Here is a 20,224-nt window from a genome sequence, read left to right on the forward strand (position 1 = left end):
GTTCATATCCGTGTTCATCAATCTCGTGGTAGTGATGGTGAACCTTCATGATTGGCATATAACACAAGGAGGAGCTTTACATGGCCAAGAAGTCAAAAGTCGTAAAAGAGAAGAAACGCCAGGAAATTGTAGCTAAATATGCGGACCTGAGACGTGAATTGAAAGCAAAAGGGGACTACGAAGCTTTGCAAAAGCTTCCGCGTGACTCATCTCCAACACGCCTGAAAAGCCGTTGTGAGCTGACAGGAAGACCCAGAGGATACTTGCGCAAATTCAAGCTGTCTCGTATAGCGTTCCGCGAGTTGGCACATCAAGGCCAAATTCCAGGCATTACGAAATCAAGCTGGTAAACAGGCACTTATGTTGATCGCCAGCGCATGTAGATTATCTGTGTTGTTAACTTGAGGGTATGTCTGATAGAAGGCTGTAACGGGAATGCTTCATGTCGTAGGGTGACATGGGGCATTCCTTTTCCATGGAAAATATTATCGTTTGTATTGATTCTCCTCAGCTGGTTAGGTAGAATATGGACGGGTTAAAAATAATACATAACAAACGATGATATAACAGATTATGTATACCTCAGGAGGAGCTACAAGATGGAAGTGAAACAGAAAGAGGACTCCTTTTGGAGTATGGTCAAAAAAGGAAACAAATCTTCGGGCTCGGCGGCGTTAGGTAATACTGGCATTGCCTTGATTAAGGGGATTGCTTTTGCCTTGACAGGTAGTGGTTCTATGTTTGCTACGATGATGCATTCCATTGCGGATGCAGTGAATCAAATGTTTGTGTTCGCGGGCAGTGTACTAGCAGAGAAAAAACCGACAAAACGCTTTCCTACCGGCTTTGGACGGGTGATTAACCTGTTCTGTATGGTTGCTGTTATTGTCGTAACGATCATGGCCTATGAAACCGCATTGGAAGGCATTCATTTGCTTCAGCATCCGGCTGAATCTACACATGGATTTTGGATTAATGTAGTAGTGCTGATTTTGTCACTAGTGGTGGACGGATTTGTATGGAGCAAAGCGATGAAAGAAGTGCTGCATGAATCCAGAGTAGAAGCGAAGGGGCTAAGCATTTTCACCACTGCGTTCCGCCACGTGGGGCGTGCTGCACCGCCAACCCGTCTGGTATTTTATGAAGATTTGGTAGCAACAACGGGGGGAGTACTCGCCCTGCTAGCAGTGGTGGTCACATCGCTGACCGATTTTAAACTGTTGGACGGTATTTCAAGTATTCTCATCGGTTGTCTGATGGTCGGTGTTGCTTTCCGGGTCGGTTACGACAACATGGTAGGTTTGATCGGTGTATCTGCTCCTCCTGATATCGAAGAACGTGTGGCTTCCATTATTCTAGCAGACACACATGTTACGGATATTTATCAAATGCGTATTTTGCAGGAAGGACGCTACTATCACGTGGAAGGGTTGATTGAGCTTACACCGGGCATGACGCTGGCAGATGCTGACGATATTAAATTTAGAGTCGAGGACGCTTTGCTACGTGATCCTAATATCTCAGATGCAGCACTGGGTATTCTGGAGGATGACGGAATTAAAAACTGGAAACCAGAAAAGCCAAAGGTCTAGAAACGATAAATCCAGGCCAATCTGGACTCAGTCTGGCAAAAGAGTAGAACAAGAACTTCCATGACTACAGCAACGTGGCGTGGAGGTTCTTTTGTGTTTTGCGGTATTGTTTTTCTACCCCTTTGAATTTAGGATGATTGTTAGATACAATGAAAGCGTTAACAAAAAAGAGGGTGAAACGAATGCTTCTCATGGGGAGGAAAGGCAAATGAGTCTTCTGAGGGAGGCTTGGCCTGCTTCGCGGCTCGTTAAGGCGCTGGCTGGTAGTATGCAGGATTCAGCAAGGCAACGGTTAAGGAGTAATTGGACAAAAAGGCTGCGGACGACTGTCTCTGAGCCGATATACGCCGAGTTTTGGAAGGATATTGAGCGTGCCTGTAAAGATAATCGGGAAACATCATGGCCTGAACTGCCGTTGTCTCTGTTTCGGGAATTTGCTAATACAGGGGAGCGCAAACCGTATGAGGATGTGTACTTTGGACGGCGTGGACGACTGGTTGCTATAGTGCTGGAAGCGGTTGTCAAGCCGGAGCCTCGAAAGATAAAAGCGGTGGAAAGCGGTCTGCTGGACATATGCAGCGAGTACACCTGGGCGCTTCCTGCACATGTCAATGAAGAGGACACAGTAACACCGCCTTGGCAGCAGGTGGATTTATTCACGTCCGAAACAGCACAAATGCTGGTTGAAATTTTATTGCTGCTAGGAGAACAACTGGCTAGCCATGTGGTCGCTCAGGTGCACGAAGAGATCGAACGTCGTGTACTGGAACCCGTTTTTTGGCAGCCTCGTCATTTTGGATGGGAAACCGCAGATCATAACTGGTCGGCAGTATGTGCTTCGGGTTGTGGAATTGCAGCATTGCTGCTGGTAGAAGATGACTTTTCCAGAGCGGTAGCCATCGAGAGCATGCTGGGCGCACTGGATTGTTTTTTGGCAGGCTACAGTGAGGACGGGGGATGCCCCGAAGGCGTAGGATACTGGGTGTACGGCTTTGGTTATTTCATTTATTTTGCCGATATGCTGCGTGAGTTTACCGAAGGAGCAGTGGATATTCTGAACTCGGAAAAGATTAGGCAAATCGCAGCCTTTGCAGAGCGGGTTCATCTGTCGGATGGCATTTTTGCTAATTATTCGGACAGTAGTGAAACGGAACGTTTGCCTTCCGGACTCATCTCTCATTTGAATTCATTGCAAGAACGACCATCTACACTCCCTTTCTGCGTACCTGGTCTGTTGGAAGACCCCTGTCGCCGCTGGGCTCATGTATTGCGTAATCTGGTCTGGACGAATCCTTTGGCATTTGGGAGCGGTGAGACCGTTGCCAATTATTTGCCGCAACTTGGTTGGCTGATGTGCCGCAGCCGCAGTTCCAGCCATAGTGGATATGGAAGCCAAAAGGGTGAATCAGGTATCATGCTTGCATTTTCAGCGAAGGCTGGGCATAACAATGAACCGCACAATCATAACGATCTTGGACACTTCATCCTTCATGGTGGTGGCGAAAATCTATTGTGTGATCTGGGAGCAGGCTTATACACGAAGGCCTATTTTTCACCGGGAAGAGAGTCGATTATCAATATCTCCTCCGGAGGTCACTCCGTGCCTGTCATCAATGGGACTATGCAGCAATCGGGCGCAAAGGCAAAGGCGGTTGTACTGGATATTGCTTTGGATGAGCAGGAGGAGGTACAGCCAGGCACAAGACTTAAGCTTGATTTGACATCTGCTTATCCCGTAGAAGAATTGGCAGTCTTCACCCGCTCCTTCACATGGACTGTGCTGGAGGGAAGCAAGGGAGCAAGGCTTACCGTCACAGATCATTTTGAGTTTGAAACGTCTGGCGTTAGCATGAAGTCATGGGATGTGGAGGAGCTTTTCATCAGCCGCATTCAGCCTAATCTGGGAGCAAACTTCGTGGAATGGAAGGGAACGAGCGCGGTCGTCAGGCTAGATTATGATGCCAGCGTGCTGCGGGCGGGGGTGGAGGCTGTGAAGCACATAGATCATGACGGAGTTCCCTTTGTGTTTTATAAAACATCGCTGCAGCTGGGCTCCAATCACTGGAACGGTTCTGCAAGCGTAGATTGCAATCTGTTTTTTACCATACATTAATTTTCATTTTGAATGGGAGGCAGACAGGATGAATAAGCTGCAGACAGGCAGCGCGTACCCTTGGCAGACGGAACTGGAGAGATTTATAGAACAGGTGGAAAGCGCACCGAACCAAGTGAATGACGGATGGACTCACCAACATAAGCTGGCCGTGCTGGAAAAGCTGGTTCGCGCATATGCCCTGCATCAGGATGAATCTGGAGCTATCATTGACCTCCATTCTGAAAGTGAACGGTACTACTCCACCCCGTCCTATGCGTTCGCTGCGGCGGTATTGGTCAAAGAAGGCCGGCATGATTTACTGGAATCTGCTGCTGCGGCCTTGACGCATAGCATAGCTTGTGTAGTGGAGGAAAAAGCGCCCGATCACCACCCAGACTTTTTTCCAATTATGATGATGGGAGCGTATCGGCTCCTTAAAAATTTGCTGCCAGAACAAGCCACGGCATGGAAGCAACAACTGAGCAGAATTCAGCCGGAGCAGACCTACATTTTTACGATGAGCAAAATGAAAAACCCGAACCGGATGATCAACTGGAATGCAATTATGATTTCCGGCGAGTTTTTGCGTGCAGCGGAAGGAATTGCAGCCGATTCGGAATGGATGGAGAAGTATATCCGAAGCTACCATTTGCCTCGTTTTACCGGTTTGGGCCTGTATCAGGATGGACCGCTGGATCGGCCCAATAGCCCATTTGCCTACGATATCGTTACACGCTTCCATCTGGGCGTGATGCTGGAGAATGGATATGATGGCAGCTGCGCACTCGAACTGCGTGACCACCTTCGCAGGGGGGCGCTCAGCACATTACTGGCGCTATCCCCGCACGGGGAAATTCCGCCGCGTGGAAGAAGCGCGCAGCATCAGTGGAACGAAGCGGCTGCTGCCTTTGTCTTTACAACACATGCTCAGCAGGCTATTACGGCAGGAGAGCATGGGCTTGCAGGTGCGTTCCGACGGGCAGCAGATCTATGCTGGCAAGCAATTAGCCGTTGGCAGACCGATGACGGCAAGCTGCATATCGTCCGCAACCATTATTCGTCCGAGGCACGGCATGGCTTTGAGGTGTATTCAAATCATACCTGCTACAGTCTGTGGACGGCGGCTGTGCTGGCCCACACCCTTCTATATGGGGAGGAGATGGATCGCATTTCTCCAACCTTCATCCCGGCGGAAATCGGCAGCCGGGTGTTGGCAACGGATGGCTGGTTCCAGACTGTCATTGCAGCCGTAGAGGGGCAGCAAATGCTTGTGCAAACATCGGTCAACGACCCGTATAATGTTCCGGGCATCGTGCGTATTCAGCAGTCTGCGCTGCCGTCGCTGATCGGTCCGTCCTCAGCAGGTCATGCAGACCGCGGCTTTACAGGCTTCGCGGAGGGAGATATTTTCCCGCTGAGCTATACCCCGGCCTGGCAAACGGAGGACGGAAAGTGGCACAGCTTGTCGGAAGGCATTCCCGGTACGTTGGAGTTCGACCGGGATGGAGGGATTGACCCGCAGGATGGCGGAGGAACCGTACAGCTGGAACAAAGCTCAGCGTCTGACGGAGCAACGGATTTCACTCTCTTGTGGGAAGGTCCATTCCCGGGAGTGAGGGAAATCCGAACGCATTATCGTCAGGTACCTGGCAAAATTGAAGTGGCGTATGAGATTCAAGGCAATATTCAGAATGTAGGGGCACTTATTCCCTTAATGGCATATGACGGTCGGGAGCGCAGCGTAATTCATCATGTCATGTCAGCCGGGAAAGAAACGGAAAGCATTCGAGTAGAATACGCAGGCGCAAGCCTCGAAGTTATCCCGACGACGGAAGGAACGAACGTGGTATGGCCGGAAGAATTAGCTTCAGTAGCCTGTCGGAATGGTTTACTTAAGGGAGCGCGTCTGGAATATGAAGGCAACCGCATTTCCTTTATCATTCGGTTACCTGAATAGTTAGAGCTGGAGCCATGAATATGGTTTAACATGTGGAAAAAGGAGAGGGAAAAGAAATGACGAAAGCAGAAGCGTGGCTGGAGCAATCGTGGGATCTGGCTTTGGATAAGACCCTTGCCTTAGCGGCAAGACTGGGGGACGCTTTTCCACATGTTGCTGAGGGTGGACGTTATGATAATCGTGAAGAAGCGTGGTGGACAGCAGGCTTTTATCCGGGGCTACTGTGGCTGACCAATCGGGCGCGTCCTGACAGTGTGGCTGCCGGGATTGCACAGCGGTGCGAGGGTCGTTTGGAAAAAATACTCTATAATAGCGAAGCTGTAGACCATGATCTTGGCTTTATTTGGCTGCTCAGCGGTGTAGCCGCCCATCGGCTGACCGGAGATTCAGAGTCCAGAAGGCGAGGGTTGTTGGCTGCCAATCTGCTGGTTGCCCGTTTTAACGTGAATGGCCGTTTTATTCGCGCATGGAACTTCTCCTCGAAGGACATGGATACACGGGGCGTTGCGATTATAGATAGTATGATGAATCTGCCCTTGCTTTATTGGGCTTCGGAGGTAAGCAGAGATCCGCGTTTTGCCGCTCTCGCTGTGCAGCATGCAGATACCGTAGCACGTGAATTTGTCCGCTCGGACGGTTCTATCGCACATGTGGTCGAATTCGATCCGGAGATTGGAAAAAAGGTCGCCGAGCATGGTGGACAGGGATTTGCTCCCGGTTCTGCTTGGGCACGTGGCACGGCTTGGGCATTGTATGGTTTTACGCTTTCGTATGGGTACACGCGCGATTCGCGTTATTTGAAGGTGGCCGAGAACACGGCTGATTTTTTCCTGTCCCAACTGAGCGATGCTTGCCTGCCTGTGTGGGATTTTAGAGCAGAAGAAGAGCACCGAGGGGCATGGGATTCATCGGCTGCGGCGATTGCAGCCAGTGGTTTGCTAGAGCTGGCAAAATATTCGACACGTGCGGAGCATTTTACAGAAGCTGCAGAATCTATACTCAAGGGCTTGCATCATACGTGTACGGCGTGGGGCGAGGAGCATGAGGGATTGCTGATGAATGGGACTGTACATTATCCTGAGCAAAAATACATCAACGTTCCCATTATCTATGGCGATTATTTCTTTGTCGAGGCATTGGCAAAGCTGCGCGGTGAAGAAGGTTTGTTTAGTGTTGAATGCAAAAAAATATAGTGAGTAAGATGGTCGGGAACAAGCTCATTCGAGCTGAGCTGTTGCTTGTCAAATCCACAGAGTAATAGTGAGGCAGCGTGTATGTAATCTCATTTACATATGCGCTGTTTTTTTATGCACAAAAAAAGACTTTATTTAATTCGATGCCAAAGTACTACTTATAGAGGGGGAAGAGATTGTAGCTGCGCTTATTTTGTACCCAATCAAAGAAAAATCATTGTATATAAAGCTCTTAATTCCTATAAAATTTTCATTTTGATGCATGGAAATAGGTCCTTTTACTTGTTTAAGAGTATTTATTCGTAAATTGACAATATAGGTAGGTAACCGTATGATATCATCTTGTGTAAAGGAATAAACTGGATTTTAAATATCATTTCAAAAGGAGTTATACATATCATGACAGGAACAAGTGATACTGAAAGACGGATGTACGGAGGATTCTGGATAAGAACAGCCGCGTTTTTGATTGATTTGATCATCCTTACTGGCATAGTCCTTTTAGTAGGGGGAGCAATTAACATTATCCCAGATCTTCTGGGTATAAAGGAGACGGGTTTCATACAAGTGCTGCTTATGGTTTGGCCGCTGATCTTATGGCTCGTAGTACCATGGCTTTACTGTGTGTTATGGGAATCATCGAAGGTAAGAGCAACACCGGGTAAGCTTGTGTTCTCTTTAATTGTTGTAGACAAGGAAGGAAAGCGTCTTGGATTCTTGCATGCCTCAGGACGTTATTGGATTAAAGCCGTTTCTTTTGTGATTTTACGTCTTATATATATTGTGGTCGCTTTTACTGCGAAGAAACAGGGAGTCCACGATCTTTGTACCAATACCTTTGTTGTACATAAAAAAGAGTTGCAGCGATACAATCAGCAATCGTCTTTTCTGTAAGTACGGAGGAGATCACCGATTATTAAGGAAAGCTTAGTAGTCTTTGATTTTCAAAATAATGGGGGAACATGAATTCATGCGACAACGAAAATGGATATTTTGTTCAGTTGTAGTCCTGCTGCTGTTCGTAGTGGTTGCGGGTTGTACGAATAAAGGACATTCTGGAGAGATCAGCTCTGAAGATGCTAGAAAAGAGCAGCCTGGAAGCACTTATTTGGAGAACTTGCAGGCAGATCTGCCACAACCCACTGAGGCGCAATTTTCCACGCCCGAATTGGTGGTAGAAGCCTTTTTTGAAGCTGTAAATGATCATAACTTCGACAGTGCGTTAAAATGTTTTCCTATTGTGGAAAAGTATCGTGCGAATACAGTAGATAATCATTTCAATTTGCTCCATACCTATGAGCTTCAAGCAGGTGCTCCCATTCCTTCCTTTGAAAGCCATAACTTTTTAAAAAGCTTTATCGAATATGAACAGTATTGGGAGAAATTTTATATGTTACTGTTCCTAAACTCAAATCCGGATATGGTGGGCAAACGTATCGTTATGGGAGAAGCGAATGCTGCTATGGACCTAAAGAAAATCAAGGAAATGAAGGTGAGTAGCACGTACTCTAAGCCTCAAATAATATCGAGTCATAGTGAAAAGAACAAAAATGTTATAGAGCAGACTATGAATATACAAGAAATAAGGGTGCTTGAAGTTAAGCTTTATATAGATGGAGAAGAACAAAACCATGTATTAATAAGCGTGGGGAAAATTGGATCTAATTGGCGAATCTTAAACATGAGTTAAGGAGAACGAGCTTCTGCTTAATGCATATTCATCAATCAACAAGAAACCAGCTAATGCTTGTAATACATTAGCTGGTTTCTTTTATTTTGTCATGATAATTTTCTTCATTTACTATTACGGAAAAAACAGACATTTCTCAAAAAATTTCCATCGTAGATGTCTATGTAGCTTTCTTTATGAAATATTAATATAACGTAGCATCTCACCGAGACGAAAGTATGCCCCTTTATTTTAAAGGGAATCTTATACCGACATAAAAAAAATATAAGCTGCTCTTACAGTTTTCATGTTCTTTTTAGCTTGTTTTGCGTTATAATGAAAGGATGCACATTATGAACGAATTGGAGGCACAGCCCGATTGACTACTTACCCTTTTGCCTTTGATCCGTCCAAGCCGTTTATTGAGCAGGCAAGTGACTGGATTGCGGATGTATTTTATGAAGTTTTGCCTGAAGTCGGCTTTGAGGTTCGGGATGAACAAATTTATATGGCATTCCAGCTAGAACGTGCCTATAAGGAAAAAAAGACCATTTTTGCAGAAGCAGGTGTGGGTACTGGTAAAACGCTGGTATACCTGCTGTACGCTATTGCATATGCCCGATACATGAGAAAACCGGCGATTATCGCCTGTGCAGATGAATCGTTAATTGAACAATTGGTAAAGCCGGAAGGGGATATCGCCAAGCTGGCACAGCATTTGAGTCTGACGATTGATGCCAGATTGGGGAAGTCGCCAGATCAGTATATTTGCCTGAATAAGCTGGATGAGGTGCGAAGCGGACTGGATGAGGACGCAGATGTTTTCCGTGATATCTATCAGGATCTACCGGATTTTGTTCATTTTCCAGATACGTTACAGTCCTTCACTCCTTACGGGAACCGAAAGGAATATCCTGAGCTAACAGATGGACAATGGAGCAGACTCGGATGGGATGTATTTCAAGACTGTCTCGTTTGCCATCAGCGGCATCGTTGTGGTCAGACGTTGTCTCGTGATCATTATCGCAAAGCGGCAGATCTGGTCATCTGCTCTCATGATTTTTATATGGAGCATGTATGGACCTACGAAGCGAGAAAGCGCGAGGGTCAGTTGCCGTTGCTGCCGGAGCACAGCTCTGTTGTTTTTGACGAAGGGCATTTACTGGAGACAGCGGCACAAAATGCGCTTACTTACAAGCTTAAGCACGCTCAGTTTGAGTCTATAATTACCCGACTGCTGGAGGGAGAAGTGCGAGAATCTCTGGCAATGACGATTGAAGATGCAATCTCCCAAAGTGAGGCTTTGTTCGCTGCACTAGATAAGAACAGTCAGCCTGTCCAGGGTTCTAATCGCAAGGAGTTCTTCCTGAATGAGTCACTGACTCGAGAGGTAAACCGCTTTGGAGAACTGATCGGCATGATCGAGGAAGAGCTTGTATTTGAAAGCGGACTATTCTCTTTGGATGAGTATCAAGTCAAAATTGTGGAAGAACATTTGGAAATGATTCAAACCGCGTTGGCTTTGTTTAAGCGTCCTGAACTTCTCATTTCGTGGGTGATGGAGGATCAGGATGGATTAACGCTTGTGGTTATGCCGAAGATGGTAAAAGAGATTCTCAAAGAGCGAGTATTTGCGCAGCATATACCGATCGTATTCTCTTCAGCTACGCTTTCCGTAGAAAGCTCTTTTGACTATATGGCGCAGAGTCTCGGTATTGAAAATCCGCTAACGTTCTCTGTTGCTTCACCTTATGACTACAGCGATCAGATGCAAGCTGCACTGTACCCGTTGCAAGCGGGGGATGATCCAATCCAGAGAGCGCTGGCACTGCTGGAGAAATCGCAGGGAAGAGCGCTTATCCTGTTTCCTTCACAGGAGGAATTGGCTGCATTCCAGACGGGTCTCGTTGCTTACCCGGAGGCGTCTGCCTATCGTTTTCTGTACGAAGGTTCGGCTGAAATCAGCCATCTGATCTCAGCTTTTCAGAATGATGAGGAAAGTGTGTTGTGCGCTGTTACATTATGGGAAGGATTGGATATTCCTGGACCTTCTCTGTCGCACGTCATTATCTGGTCACTGCCATTTCCTCCGAATGATCCGGTTTTTACGGCTCTGCGCAAGGATGCAGCAGATCCGTTTATTCAGATAGATATGCCTCACATGGCACTTAGACTTAGACAAGGCATAGGGCGTTTAATTCGCTCGCGTAATGATCGGGGCTGGATATCCATCATGGGCCAGGATTTGAGTCGCCAAGAAGTACGTATACAAGTTGAACAACTACTGCCTGCAGGCGTAGAATGCACCGTAATTGAAGGAAACCCGGAGGGAATAAAAACATGTTGAACTTTACAGCGTACACCGTAGATCAGATTAAAGATGCTTTTGGTATTTTGACTGGACAGCGTTATGAATTTATCATTGATGTAGAGGTAGAGGAGGACGACGAGCTATACACTGAAAACGGACTGTATATCCGTTGTCTTTATTTAGTAGACGAAGAAAAGACAGGACTGCTGAAGTATGAATTAATTGAAAAAGTAACGAATCGTTACATTGATCTTGAACTTGAAGAGGATGAGCTGCAAGCTGTTGAGAACTTCTGTAAAGAACATGTACAGGATGAAATAGTGAAGTAACAGTAAGACACTTAGCTAGTACAGCTGGTATATGGCTAACATATGATGAAGATATCAAGGAGTCCTGACATGATCAGGCTCCTTTTTTTATGGTCAAATGAAGAGAACTTATCTGCTCTAGCGCAGTCTGTCCCACACATTCACCATAAACAGCATAATCCCCCCTGCGAGTAACACCCACCCTATGACGATCCAAACTTCAGTCTCTGGAACCTTGTAATTTTGACCTATAAGCGCCAATATCAACACGGGCAGACCGATATTATGCATCCAAAAATGGATATGTGCCAGAATAGTAACTGAAAGTGCGGGAAAGGCCACATAGATCAGACCTATGATTCCAAGCGTTGTCCAACCTAATAAATAGATATTAGACTGAATATTGGACAGACTGTAATCACCCGACACGCCAATAATGGCACTAAGCAGCTCACTGAGGGCAAAATATACGGCAGCTATCTTTAGAAATTGCTTTCCCATATATGAACTCCTCCTTATGTTGCACGGGAAATATTTTGTGACATCTTCTCTATCCTATCGAGCAAGCAGGCAGGGGGTGTGGGTATTGTGACTGGTCCATTTGACAAAAGCTTCAAATACACATAAAATCTTATTGCATCAATACTTACCGCATTACTATGTTTTCTTGGAGATGATAGCGAACTTCTCCGACAGTAGGCGTTAATTTTTGACCATTGGTTTATTTTGGATTCGCCATTAAAAGGAGCTTGAAATTATGAATGTATATCAAAATACCCTTGAACTCATCGGACGTACGCCATTAGTGGAGCTGAACAGCTATTCTCTACCGAGAGGAATTCGCCTGTTTGCGAAGCTGGAGTTTATGAATCCCGGCGGCAGCGTAAAGGATCGGGTGGGTAAGGCTCTTATTGAAAAAGCATTAAAAACAGGTCAGCTGAAGCCAGGTGGGACATTAATTGAAGCAACAGCAGGCAACGCAGGTATTGGTCTTGCGATGGCAGCACTTCATTATAATATCTCGGTTATTTTTGCTGTGCCTGAGAAGTTCAGCCAAGAGAAACAGGACCTGATGAAGGCATTGGGAGCACGCATCGTTCATACCCCGACGAGTAAGGGGATGAAAGGAGCTATCGAAAAAACAAAAGAATTGGCTGCTGAAATAAAAGATGCATACTTGCCGCGGCAATTCAGTAATCCGGATAATCCCGAGGCATACTATACGACAATGGGACCTGAAATATGGAACGATCTGGACGGCAAAGTGGACGTATTTGTGGCAGGTGCAGGCTCGGGGGGAACGTTTATGGGAACCTCGCGTTATCTTAAGGAACAAAATGCAGCCCTTAAAACAGTCATCGTGGAGCCGGAAGGATCCATTTTGAATGGCGGCGAGTCAGGTCCACATAAAACGGAAGGAATTGGCATGGAATTAATTCCTGAATTTGTGGATAAAGGATATTTTAATGCCATCCACACCATTAGTGATGTCGATGCTTTTGGCCGTGTCAAGGAACTGGCTGCACGTGAGGGTCTTCTCGTTGGCAGTTCTTCAGGGTCTGCTTTACATGCCGCTTTACTGGAAGCAGAAAATGCACCGGATGGTGCACATATTGTTACCATTTTCCCGGATAGCAGCGAACGTTATCTGAGTAAAAAAATATATGAAGGCGGGATATAAAATGAAACGCAAAACAAAACTGATTCACGGCGGGCTTCCTACCGATCCCCATACAGGCGCGGTTAACGTTCCTATTTATCAGGTAAGCACTTATGAGCAAGAGGAAATTGGCGTCCATAAGGGATACGAGTATTCGCGTACAGGCAATCCGACCCGGTTTGCTTTGGAGGAGCTGATCAAGGATCTGGAGGAAGGAAAGCGTGGTTTTGCTTTCGGTTCGGGTATGGCTGCAATTCATGCGGTATTTTCACTGTTTAATGCAGGGGATCACATTTTGCTGACCGATGATGTATACGGAGGCACCTATCGCATTGTAAGCAAAGTGCTCAGCCGTATCGGAATTGAGTACACATTTGTGGATACGACTGACCTGGAAGCTATCTCCAAAGCAATTCGTCCGAATACGAAGGCATTGTATGTCGAAACGCCAACGAACCCGCTTTTGAAGGTTACTGATATCCGCGCTGTTTCGGAGCTTGTAAAAAAACATGATCTTTTACTGATCGTCGACAACACATTTGCTACCCCTTATTGGCAGACGCCAATTACACTCGGGGCAGATATTGTCATTCACTCTGCTACCAAATATTTGGGCGGCCACAGCGATGTTGTAGCTGGTCTGGCTGTTGTGAACAGCGACGAGCTGGGAGAACAACTCCATTTTCTGCAAAACGCCATTGGTGCTATTCTCGGTCCGCAGGATTCTTGGTTATTGATCCGCGGTATTAAAACATTGGGTCTGCGTATGGAAGCGATTGAGCAAAATGCGAAGGAAATTGCAGCCTTTTTGGAAAAACATCCGAAGGTTAGCAAAGTGTACTATCCTGGACTGGAAAGCCATGCGCAGCACGAACTGTCCAAAATCCAGGCTCAAGGCTTTGGCGGCATCATTTCCTTTGATGTAGGTAGCGACGCTAACGCGGTTGCACTTCTGAAAAAGGTGAAATATTTTACACTGGCTGAAAGCTTGGGAGCGGTTGAAAGTCTGATTAGCGTTCCTGCACGTATGACGCACGCCTCTATTCCGGTAGAACGTCGTGCAGAGTTAGGCATTACCGAAGGTTTGGTGCGGATTTCGGTTGGGATTGAAGATCTGGAAGATTTGATTGAAGACTTGCAGGCAGCATTGTAAGAAAATAAGTGTAATGTTCAAGAGAGGTGGCAGAAGCTGCCTCTTTTTTTGTTGTGAGAATAGCTTCTTTTTTGAAAAGCACAGAGGAGTACGTAGAGGTAATAACGAATAGTTTTATATAGTTCAATTGAATGTTAAACGGAATATAACCGCGACTACGTCTCTGAGGAAACAAAAACCTGGAGGGGGAATGTTATGAGGTTCACACATCTGGAAAAAGCAACTACTGTGCTGTCGGATCATCCGGTACGTCTGGCGTCTGCTTATGCAGTCGGTCCAGTCGAGCTTCCGGAAAATTGCGGTGTGGGCAGGGAATGGTCAAGTTATTTTGCCCATGAGGATTGGAATTTGGAAAAGGCTTGTGGTGAAGAAGGAGTAGAGCTTTCAGCCGGAGGAAAGGCAGCGTGCCGATTATTGACCGAGCTGGACCCTCGGACTGCGGAGCTGAATCTAGGTGTTTTTCCGCCTTTGGCCGAACAAGAAAGGCTTTTGCTGGTTTCAAATCTTCGTTGTATGGCTGCACAGGAAGTGATTTTCAGACCCTTTGAAGGAACGGGACAAATATGGATAGATGGCACACTGGTATATGCGGAATCCGGTCCTTTTCGCTTGTATCTGGAGGAAGGCGATCACACGGTAGTTATCATTGCTGCGTTTATTCCCGAGGAGGCCCGCTCTATTCGTATCAGTGGAAATCAGGTATGCGACGAATCAGATGTGACAGAACTGCATCGAGAATTTGTAGAGCGTAATATACGTTTTCATATGGCATGGCTAGAGGTTGAAGAAAGTGCTGGCAGGGAGGGCGAAGACAGCCCGATCTTATTTTATTTACTGCGTAAGGATCGGATAGATCTTCCCTTAGATCAAACGTTATGGGTCGAGGTAACGGATGATGAGGGCATGAAGCTGGATCGCTTTCCAGCACATTGGGAGCAGGAGCAAAGCTATGACTGGGATGAGGAAAAGGCCAGGAATACGGGAATGCTGCACTTCACTGTTACATATCAGGATCATGAGGCTGTGGAGCATCATTTTGTGTATTCGGTACTTGTGCGGCCTTTGTCAGTCGTCGTGGAGGGCTTGCAGAAAGAGTATGACCAATACATTCAAGCCCGCGCTATAGATATTCTTCATTCTGCGCAGAAAATACAAATAGAGGGCCTGCTTGAAGAATTAAAAAGGTTAACGGATTTGCCGGAAGATCCTTTTGAAATCTGGGATTACCGGATTGTGCGTGAATATATCAAGCTATTAAAACAGATCTTCACAAATGGACATACCGAGCAGTCACATTCCCCATCCTTACTTCAAGAAGAACACATCTTTTTGTGTAATGACGGAATTGGGGAAGGATTTTTTGTCTCCCGTTTGGACAATAGTTTGCAACGCTATACCATTCAGCTTCCCAGAAGCTATTCGGCTGACCGACAGTATCCTCTGATCGTTCTGATGCCAGGCAAGCGATATGAGCTGGGTTTGCCGGATTTTCAGAATCGAGGTTTTGGGCGAGGCTGGGAAGAGGAAGCTATATTCGTTACTTTTTCGTGCCGTGGTGTAACGTTGGGTAGTTATATTGGAGAAGCTGCTTTTTTGGAGGGGCTGGATGTCATACTGCAAGCGTATCGAGTGGACGAAGATCGGGTCTATCTGACGGGTTATTCGAACGGAGCATATGCTGCTTGGGCGATGGCACAGGCTTATCCTTCTCGTTTTGCGGCTATTGCGGTTATCTCTGGAGCGCCACATCCCAAGCATCTGATAAATCTGTTGAATATGCCAATATTAAATGTATGTGGAGATCAGGATTACTTATTTGCACAAGCATTTACAGCCCCTGTAACAGCGCTTCCATCTGATCATTTTAAAGGTGTCGTAGAACGTCATTCTAATCACTGGGACACGCATGAGCTGAGACTTCTGGACGGTGTACTAGGCTGGCTTATGCAATGGAAAAGAGATGTCGTACCTCAGCGTATCGCCTACCGGACGGAACGGGGCAGACATAACCGGGCTTACTGGCTGGAACTGACGCGAATGGATGTAAATGAGGAATATGCCGAGTTGTACGGTGAAATGAGTGCCACAGGTGAGTTAGATATCGAGGCAGTTCACGCCGAAGAATTTATCATTCATCTTTCTCAAGAGGTCATGCCCTTGGAATTGGCCCAAGTTCGTATCGGAGCCCGTATTTTCGTGTTGGATTTGCGGGAATACAGTCGCTTTCGCTTTGTTAAGACACAGTCACATAAACGTCCCTCCCCTGAATACCGTTTGATTGCCGAACGGGAGGAAGAAAGCAGTGGATGCTTTACAAAAGAATCGGATGCCAAAAAGAAAATGGTGGATTCGAAAAGCGTGGGAAGAAACGTTTTGAGCCATGGTATGGGTGTGCTTGACGTTTATATGGATCGTCTTCACATTGTCCTTCCGTCCAGCTACGCTACACCGGAGGAAGAGCAGGCGGTGAGACGGACGGCGAACGCTTTAGCTAGCCCACGAACAGCGACTTGGAATCCGTATATCGGTGTTCATTATCCGGTGGTGTCTTCCAATGATATTACGGAGGAAGCACTGGCTGATAGCAACGTGATTTGTGTCACTTCGGGCCTGTCCAGACATGAGCTGCTTCAGAAGCACCAAGCCGATCTGCAAATTACATGTACGGAGGAAGGGTATACATTGGGCGGCGATTTTATGGCTGGCGAGTATTGCCTGTCATATATTCAACCTAGCCCATGGTCTGCAACCCAGCAAATGCTTGTCGTAGCGACCAATTCTCCCCGTATGCTGGGTAAAAACCTATTTATGCGCAGACTGATTATGCCCGGATACTTTAATGGTCTACACCCGTATTTGAATAAAGAGATTATTGTGTATGATAGCCAGGGAGTGCGTGCTTTTAACTTTACTTCTATTAGACATACGCAGCAAAAACTGCAAGGCCAATAGCCAATAAAAAAGTAACAATGTTATAATAATCCATAATTTAAAAAACCGTCTGGAGGCACATTGGCGATCCTGACGGTTTTTTGCTGGTTCATTGCAGTGATTTGTGATCGGGATGACGTCATATAAAGAAGGGCATTATGGCAGCTTAGCTTTTATATTGCTCCATCAGGTACATGATCTTTACTTCATCGGCCAAATCTCCAAAGGGTTCTAACGGATTCTCTTGAATGATATGATATAAACGCTGGACTCGTTCCTTTGGCAGTTTGCGCACATATCTGGAAATGAAAGCGGCATGGGTGACTACGTAGCGCTTTTTACGGACAGCTGCACTGGCTACGCGGACGAGAATATCTTCGCCCCCTGCCAATTCCAGAATACGGCGCTCATAAAAGACTACGTATCGGAATGTCCGGTCCTTGATCAGCTCACGATTGAGTCTGGCAATCTCTCCGATATATCTGACCATAAGCGGCTCAAAGCTCTTGATCAGGAGAGGATCGAGCGTTAATTCCATGTCTTTGCGGAGAACAAAAGATTGCAGCAGAGCGACCTGCTGGAGCCTTATCCGATCATTGTGAAGGAGTACAGCCATCTCACGCAGCATTTCATAGGAGACACGCTCACTAAGCTGCCGCAGGGCAACTGCGTTTTTATGATTAACGTTTAGTCCTTCCTGGATCTGCCCTATACGGCCTCTGAACAGACGTATAAGCTGCCTACGCCGTTCATAAGGATAAATACCCTGCTGTAGAAGCACCAAGGGCAGCAGAAGAAGCGCACCGACGATACCGCACAGAAGCATTTGTTGCGGCGAGTGGCCGAAAAAGACAGTAGCGGCCAGCAATATGACACTAACGACAAGGTCTTTACGAAAATAACGTTTGGCTCTGAGTCTGGCATATTGCTCTACAGGGACTAGTGTATCCCGACCACATGATGTGCACTCTTCTTCCCAAAGGGCGGTAAATTGTCCACAACGCTTGCAGACTCTTAGCTTTTGGAAGGCGTACTCTGTGCGGGTAAATGGGCGAAATTGTACAGCTTGTTTGGAACTATTCATTGTGCTCACTTCTCCGGTTCAGCAGCGCTAGAAGCTCGGTGTCGATTTGTGTAATCGACGGGGCGCGTTTTTTATGTATATAGTAAATTAGTGATTTGATGGCGACAAAAAGAAACATAATCGCCAGACATCCGTATGAGATCATAGTGTATTTCCTCTTTCTACTTGGATTTTTACTTCAATATTTTACATGGGCGGGTTTCGCTATTGTTATTTTTGTCGTATAAAGGAGAAGGCTGGTGCCCGATTGCCCTTGTTGGGGTATAATTATATCATTACTGCAGGATATTGGTAAAATCTCGCGGTATAACAGGCTTTTGGGTTGGATTCAGACCATTCGGGCAGTATTTTCAGCTGGCGCTCATGTAAAACTCATTATAATTTAATAGTAGGGGAGTACAACTGTAATTTAGAATGAGAATTAACCGGCAAAGGGGTACAAGCGATGTTTAGTAGAGACAGAAAATGGTTTTTGGTCATCGGAATCATATGTACAATGATCATGACCTCGATTTTGGCATGGCAGCCAAAGATGGCGAATGCAGCTTCACCCTCTGCTTCTAAGGTGGATGCGGTGCTGGTCGTCGATGTAAGTAATTCAATGAACACCAGTGATCCTGGGAAAATTGGCAATGAAGCCATGAAAATGTTCATTGATATGCTGTCGACGCAAAATGACAAGGTCGGGATTGTAGCGTATACGGATGTCGTACAGCGTGAGAAAGCCTTGCTTAATATTACATCCGAAGCGGATAAGCAGGAACTGAAGACGTTTATTGACGGACTGAACCGGGGGGCGTATACTGACACCTCCGTGGGTGTCAAGGAAGCAATCCGCATTTTGCAAGATGGTAAAACAGCTGGACATGCGCCTATGATCGTCATGCTGGCCGACGGTAACAACGATTTTAATAAGACGACAGGTAGAACCGAAAGCCAATCCGATCAGGATATGGCACAGGCTGTAGCCGAGGCTAAAAATAGCGGCGTTCCGATCTACACCATCGGCTTGAATGCAGATGGGAAGCTGAATAAAAACAAGCTCGCCGACATAGCGCAGCAAACGGGCGGCAAGTCCTTTATTACAAGCTCAGCGGATGACCTGCCGAACATTTTGAGTGAAATTTTCGCCAGCAATTTGAAGTTGAAAGTGGTGCCTTTGCAGTCCATTACGGCAAACGGCGACTATCAGGACGTAACGGTAACCGTACCGAACGATAGTGTGCTGGAGGCTAACATTTCGATCATGTCCTCGAAACCGGTGGATGCGAGACTGATAGACCCGTCGGGCAACAGCAAGCCGATTCCTTCGAGCGATGTGCTGCTGTCCAAGTCCAAAAGCTACTCACTGATTAAACTGCTCAAGCCTGCGGCTGGTGACTGGAAGCTCCAAGTCAAGGGAGTCCAGCAGGATCAGATTGATATTAATCTGGTATTTAACTATGATCTGGAGCTGAAAATGGACGCACCGCCCGCCAAATCATACAAAAAAGGCGATGCAGTTCAAATTCGTTCCTACCTGACGAGCAATAGCCAGCATCTTCAGGATCAGGAATTGTATGCGAATATGAATGCTGTTCTGAAGGTCAAGGATCTGGATTCCGGTACAACGAATGAGGTGCCGTTAACCAACGCAGGGGATTCTTTTACCGGTTCCTATACGATTCCAGATGAGCATGACTACGAACTAACCGTTAGAGCAGAGGAGAAGAGCTTCTACCGTGAAACACAGCCTGTAACCATTAGTGCTAAAGCAGGGGCGACGAGCGGTACAAATACGGGCACGACTCAGCCAACAACACCTGCTGAAAAGTCCAAGCTAATGCCACTCATTCTTTTAGGGCTGGGACTGCTCGTTCTGCTGGTTGCCGCATATTTCATCTGGAAGGCTATGAAAAAGGCCAACCGTGGCTTTGTCGGTCAAATCGTACTGGAAATCCGGGATGAGAACACTGGCGAAAAAACGTATCCGCAGTACAAGAAGCTGAACACCTTCCGGGGCAAATTTAATCTGCACCAGTTGCTGCAACTGGCACCGGAATTTGCTGGAACCGACAAGGTTGTGTTCACACCAGCCAATCAGGATCGTATCATTGTGCGCAGTACCTCCGAGATTACGATTGAAAAATCCGGGCGGGCTGTAGACACAGGCAACGGTCTTGAACTCAAAAACGGTGATCGTCTGACCATCCCGTTAGCCAGTGTGGACAAAACCATTTTGCTGGAATTTATTTCAGTAAACAGCTAAACGAACCCTTAGGAGGTCATATC

Annotated in this window: 16 protein-coding genes; 13 read left to right on the top strand and 3 right to left on the bottom strand. The window is 46.5% G+C overall.

Going from position 1 to position 20,224, the window contains the following annotated elements; all coding sequences use genetic code 11:
- Positions 1–80: 80 nt before the first annotated feature.
- From rpsN to MKY98_RS11360, 9 genes are all read left to right on the top strand, one after another.
- Entirely contained in the window at positions 81–350 is a 270-nt protein-coding gene (gene rpsN / locus MKY98_RS11320; protein WP_029519131.1) for a 30S ribosomal protein S14, read from the top strand.
- Between the two features lie 249 nt (positions 351–599).
- Entirely contained in the window at positions 600–1,592 is a 993-nt protein-coding gene (locus MKY98_RS11325; protein WP_029519132.1) for a cation diffusion facilitator family transporter, read from the top strand.
- 208 nt (positions 1,593–1,800) lie between these two features.
- Entirely contained in the window at positions 1,801–3,705 is a 1,905-nt protein-coding gene (locus MKY98_RS11330) for a heparinase II/III domain-containing protein (protein ID WP_029519133.1), read from the top strand.
- A gap of 28 nt (positions 3,706–3,733) precedes the next feature.
- Positions 3,734–5,644, top strand: coding sequence for a glycosyl hydrolase (locus MKY98_RS11335; protein ID WP_069010206.1), 1,911 nt, complete (start codon positions 3,734–3,736; stop codon positions 5,642–5,644).
- 56 nt (positions 5,645–5,700) lie between these two features.
- Positions 5,701–6,837: a glycoside hydrolase family 88 protein gene (locus MKY98_RS11340; RefSeq protein ID WP_069010205.1), complete on the top strand. Its 1,137-nt coding sequence runs from the start codon at positions 5,701–5,703 to the stop codon at positions 6,835–6,837.
- A gap of 399 nt (positions 6,838–7,236) precedes the next feature.
- Positions 7,237–7,731, top strand: a complete 495-nt coding sequence (locus tag MKY98_RS11345) for an RDD family protein (protein WP_029519136.1) — start codon at positions 7,237–7,239, stop codon at positions 7,729–7,731.
- 76 nt (positions 7,732–7,807) lie between these two features.
- Complete coding sequence (locus MKY98_RS11350) at positions 7,808–8,527, top strand: hypothetical protein (protein ID WP_029519137.1); 720 nt, start codon at positions 7,808–7,810, stop codon at positions 8,525–8,527.
- A 358-nt stretch (positions 8,528–8,885) separates the two neighbouring features.
- Positions 8,886–10,853, top strand: a complete 1,968-nt coding sequence (locus MKY98_RS11355) for an ATP-dependent DNA helicase (RefSeq protein ID WP_069010204.1) — start codon at positions 8,886–8,888, stop codon at positions 10,851–10,853.
- Positions 10,847–11,146 (top strand): DUF6509 family protein, encoded by a 300-nt coding sequence (locus MKY98_RS11360; RefSeq protein WP_069010203.1) that lies wholly within the window; start codon positions 10,847–10,849, stop codon positions 11,144–11,146. Before MKY98_RS11355 ends, MKY98_RS11360 begins: the two co-directional genes overlap by 7 nt.
- A 117-nt stretch (positions 11,147–11,263) precedes the next feature.
- On the opposite strand, the gene MKY98_RS11365 is transcribed toward MKY98_RS11360, so the two are convergent.
- On the bottom strand, positions 11,264–11,626 hold the full coding sequence (locus MKY98_RS11365; protein ID WP_341010880.1) for a hypothetical protein: 363 nt from the start codon (positions 11,624–11,626) through the stop codon (positions 11,264–11,266).
- 256 nt (positions 11,627–11,882) lie between these two features.
- On the opposite strand from MKY98_RS11365, the gene MKY98_RS11370 reads away from it, so the two are divergent.
- From MKY98_RS11370 to MKY98_RS11380, 3 genes are all read left to right on the top strand, one after another.
- Positions 11,883–12,806 carry a PLP-dependent cysteine synthase family protein gene (locus MKY98_RS11370; protein ID WP_029519141.1) on the top strand — a complete coding sequence of 308 codons (924 nt, stop codon included), beginning with the start codon at positions 11,883–11,885 and terminating at the stop codon, positions 12,804–12,806.
- Position 12,807: 1 nt separating this feature from the next.
- Positions 12,808–13,938, top strand: coding sequence for a bifunctional cystathionine gamma-lyase/homocysteine desulfhydrase (locus tag MKY98_RS11375; RefSeq protein ID WP_069010201.1), 1,131 nt, complete (start codon positions 12,808–12,810; stop codon positions 13,936–13,938).
- A gap of 195 nt (positions 13,939–14,133) precedes the next feature.
- On the top strand, positions 14,134–16,890 hold the full coding sequence (locus MKY98_RS11380) for a PHB depolymerase family esterase (RefSeq protein WP_069010200.1): 2,757 nt from the start codon (positions 14,134–14,136) through the stop codon (positions 16,888–16,890).
- 145 nt (positions 16,891–17,035) lie between these two features.
- On the opposite strand, the gene MKY98_RS11385 is transcribed toward MKY98_RS11380, so the two are convergent.
- Together MKY98_RS11385 and MKY98_RS11390 are read right to left on the bottom strand one after the other, a co-directional pair.
- Positions 17,036–17,953 (bottom strand): hypothetical protein, encoded by a 918-nt coding sequence (locus tag MKY98_RS11385; protein ID WP_029519144.1) that lies wholly within the window; start codon positions 17,951–17,953, stop codon positions 17,036–17,038.
- Entirely contained in the window at positions 17,946–18,098 is a 153-nt protein-coding gene (locus tag MKY98_RS11390; protein WP_165147246.1) for a hypothetical protein, read from the bottom strand. The genes MKY98_RS11385 and MKY98_RS11390 overlap by 8 nt, the downstream gene beginning before the upstream one ends.
- Positions 18,099–18,398: 300 nt before the next feature.
- Here MKY98_RS11390 and MKY98_RS11395 point away from each other — a divergent pair, with 300 nt between their 5' ends.
- Positions 18,399–20,201: a vWA domain-containing protein gene (locus MKY98_RS11395; RefSeq protein WP_069010199.1), complete on the top strand. Its 1,803-nt coding sequence runs from the start codon at positions 18,399–18,401 to the stop codon at positions 20,199–20,201.
- Positions 20,202–20,224 lie beyond the last annotated feature (23 nt).

The sequence above is a fragment of the Paenibacillus sp. FSL M8-0228 genome, from assembly GCF_038007385.1.
GTDB lineage: Bacteria > Bacillota > Bacilli > Paenibacillales > Paenibacillaceae > Paenibacillus > Paenibacillus polymyxa_D.

Excerpts from the sequence above, each read along its gene's own strand:
- rpsN (WP_029519131.1), top strand. The coding sequence starts at position 81 with ATGGCCAAGAAGTCAAAAGTCGTAAAAGAGAAGAAACGCCAGGAAATT.
- MKY98_RS11325 (WP_029519132.1), top strand. The coding sequence starts at position 600 with ATGGAAGTGAAACAGAAAGAGGACTCCTTTTGGAGTATGGTCAAAAAA.
- MKY98_RS11330 (WP_029519133.1), top strand. The coding sequence starts at position 1,801 with ATGAGTCTTCTGAGGGAGGCTTGGCCTGCTTCGCGGCTCGTTAAGGCG.
- MKY98_RS11335 (WP_069010206.1), top strand. The coding sequence starts at position 3,734 with ATGAATAAGCTGCAGACAGGCAGCGCGTACCCTTGGCAGACGGAACTG.
- MKY98_RS11340 (WP_069010205.1), top strand. The coding sequence starts at position 5,701 with ATGACGAAAGCAGAAGCGTGGCTGGAGCAATCGTGGGATCTGGCTTTG.
- MKY98_RS11345 (WP_029519136.1), top strand. The coding sequence starts at position 7,237 with ATGACAGGAACAAGTGATACTGAAAGACGGATGTACGGAGGATTCTGG.
- MKY98_RS11350 (WP_029519137.1), top strand. The coding sequence starts at position 7,808 with ATGCGACAACGAAAATGGATATTTTGTTCAGTTGTAGTCCTGCTGCTG.
- MKY98_RS11360 (WP_069010203.1), top strand. The coding sequence starts at position 10,847 with ATGTTGAACTTTACAGCGTACACCGTAGATCAGATTAAAGATGCTTTT.
- MKY98_RS11365 (WP_341010880.1), bottom strand. The coding sequence starts at position 11,626 with ATGGGAAAGCAATTTCTAAAGATAGCTGCCGTATATTTTGCCCTCAGT.
- MKY98_RS11370 (WP_029519141.1), top strand. The coding sequence starts at position 11,883 with ATGAATGTATATCAAAATACCCTTGAACTCATCGGACGTACGCCATTA.
- MKY98_RS11375 (WP_069010201.1), top strand. The coding sequence starts at position 12,808 with ATGAAACGCAAAACAAAACTGATTCACGGCGGGCTTCCTACCGATCCC.
- MKY98_RS11380 (WP_069010200.1), top strand. The coding sequence starts at position 14,134 with ATGAGGTTCACACATCTGGAAAAAGCAACTACTGTGCTGTCGGATCAT.
- MKY98_RS11385 (WP_029519144.1), bottom strand. The coding sequence starts at position 17,953 with ATGAATAGTTCCAAACAAGCTGTACAATTTCGCCCATTTACCCGCACA.
- MKY98_RS11390 (WP_165147246.1), bottom strand. The coding sequence starts at position 18,098 with ATGATCTCATACGGATGTCTGGCGATTATGTTTCTTTTTGTCGCCATC.
- MKY98_RS11395 (WP_069010199.1), top strand. The coding sequence starts at position 18,399 with ATGTTTAGTAGAGACAGAAAATGGTTTTTGGTCATCGGAATCATATGT.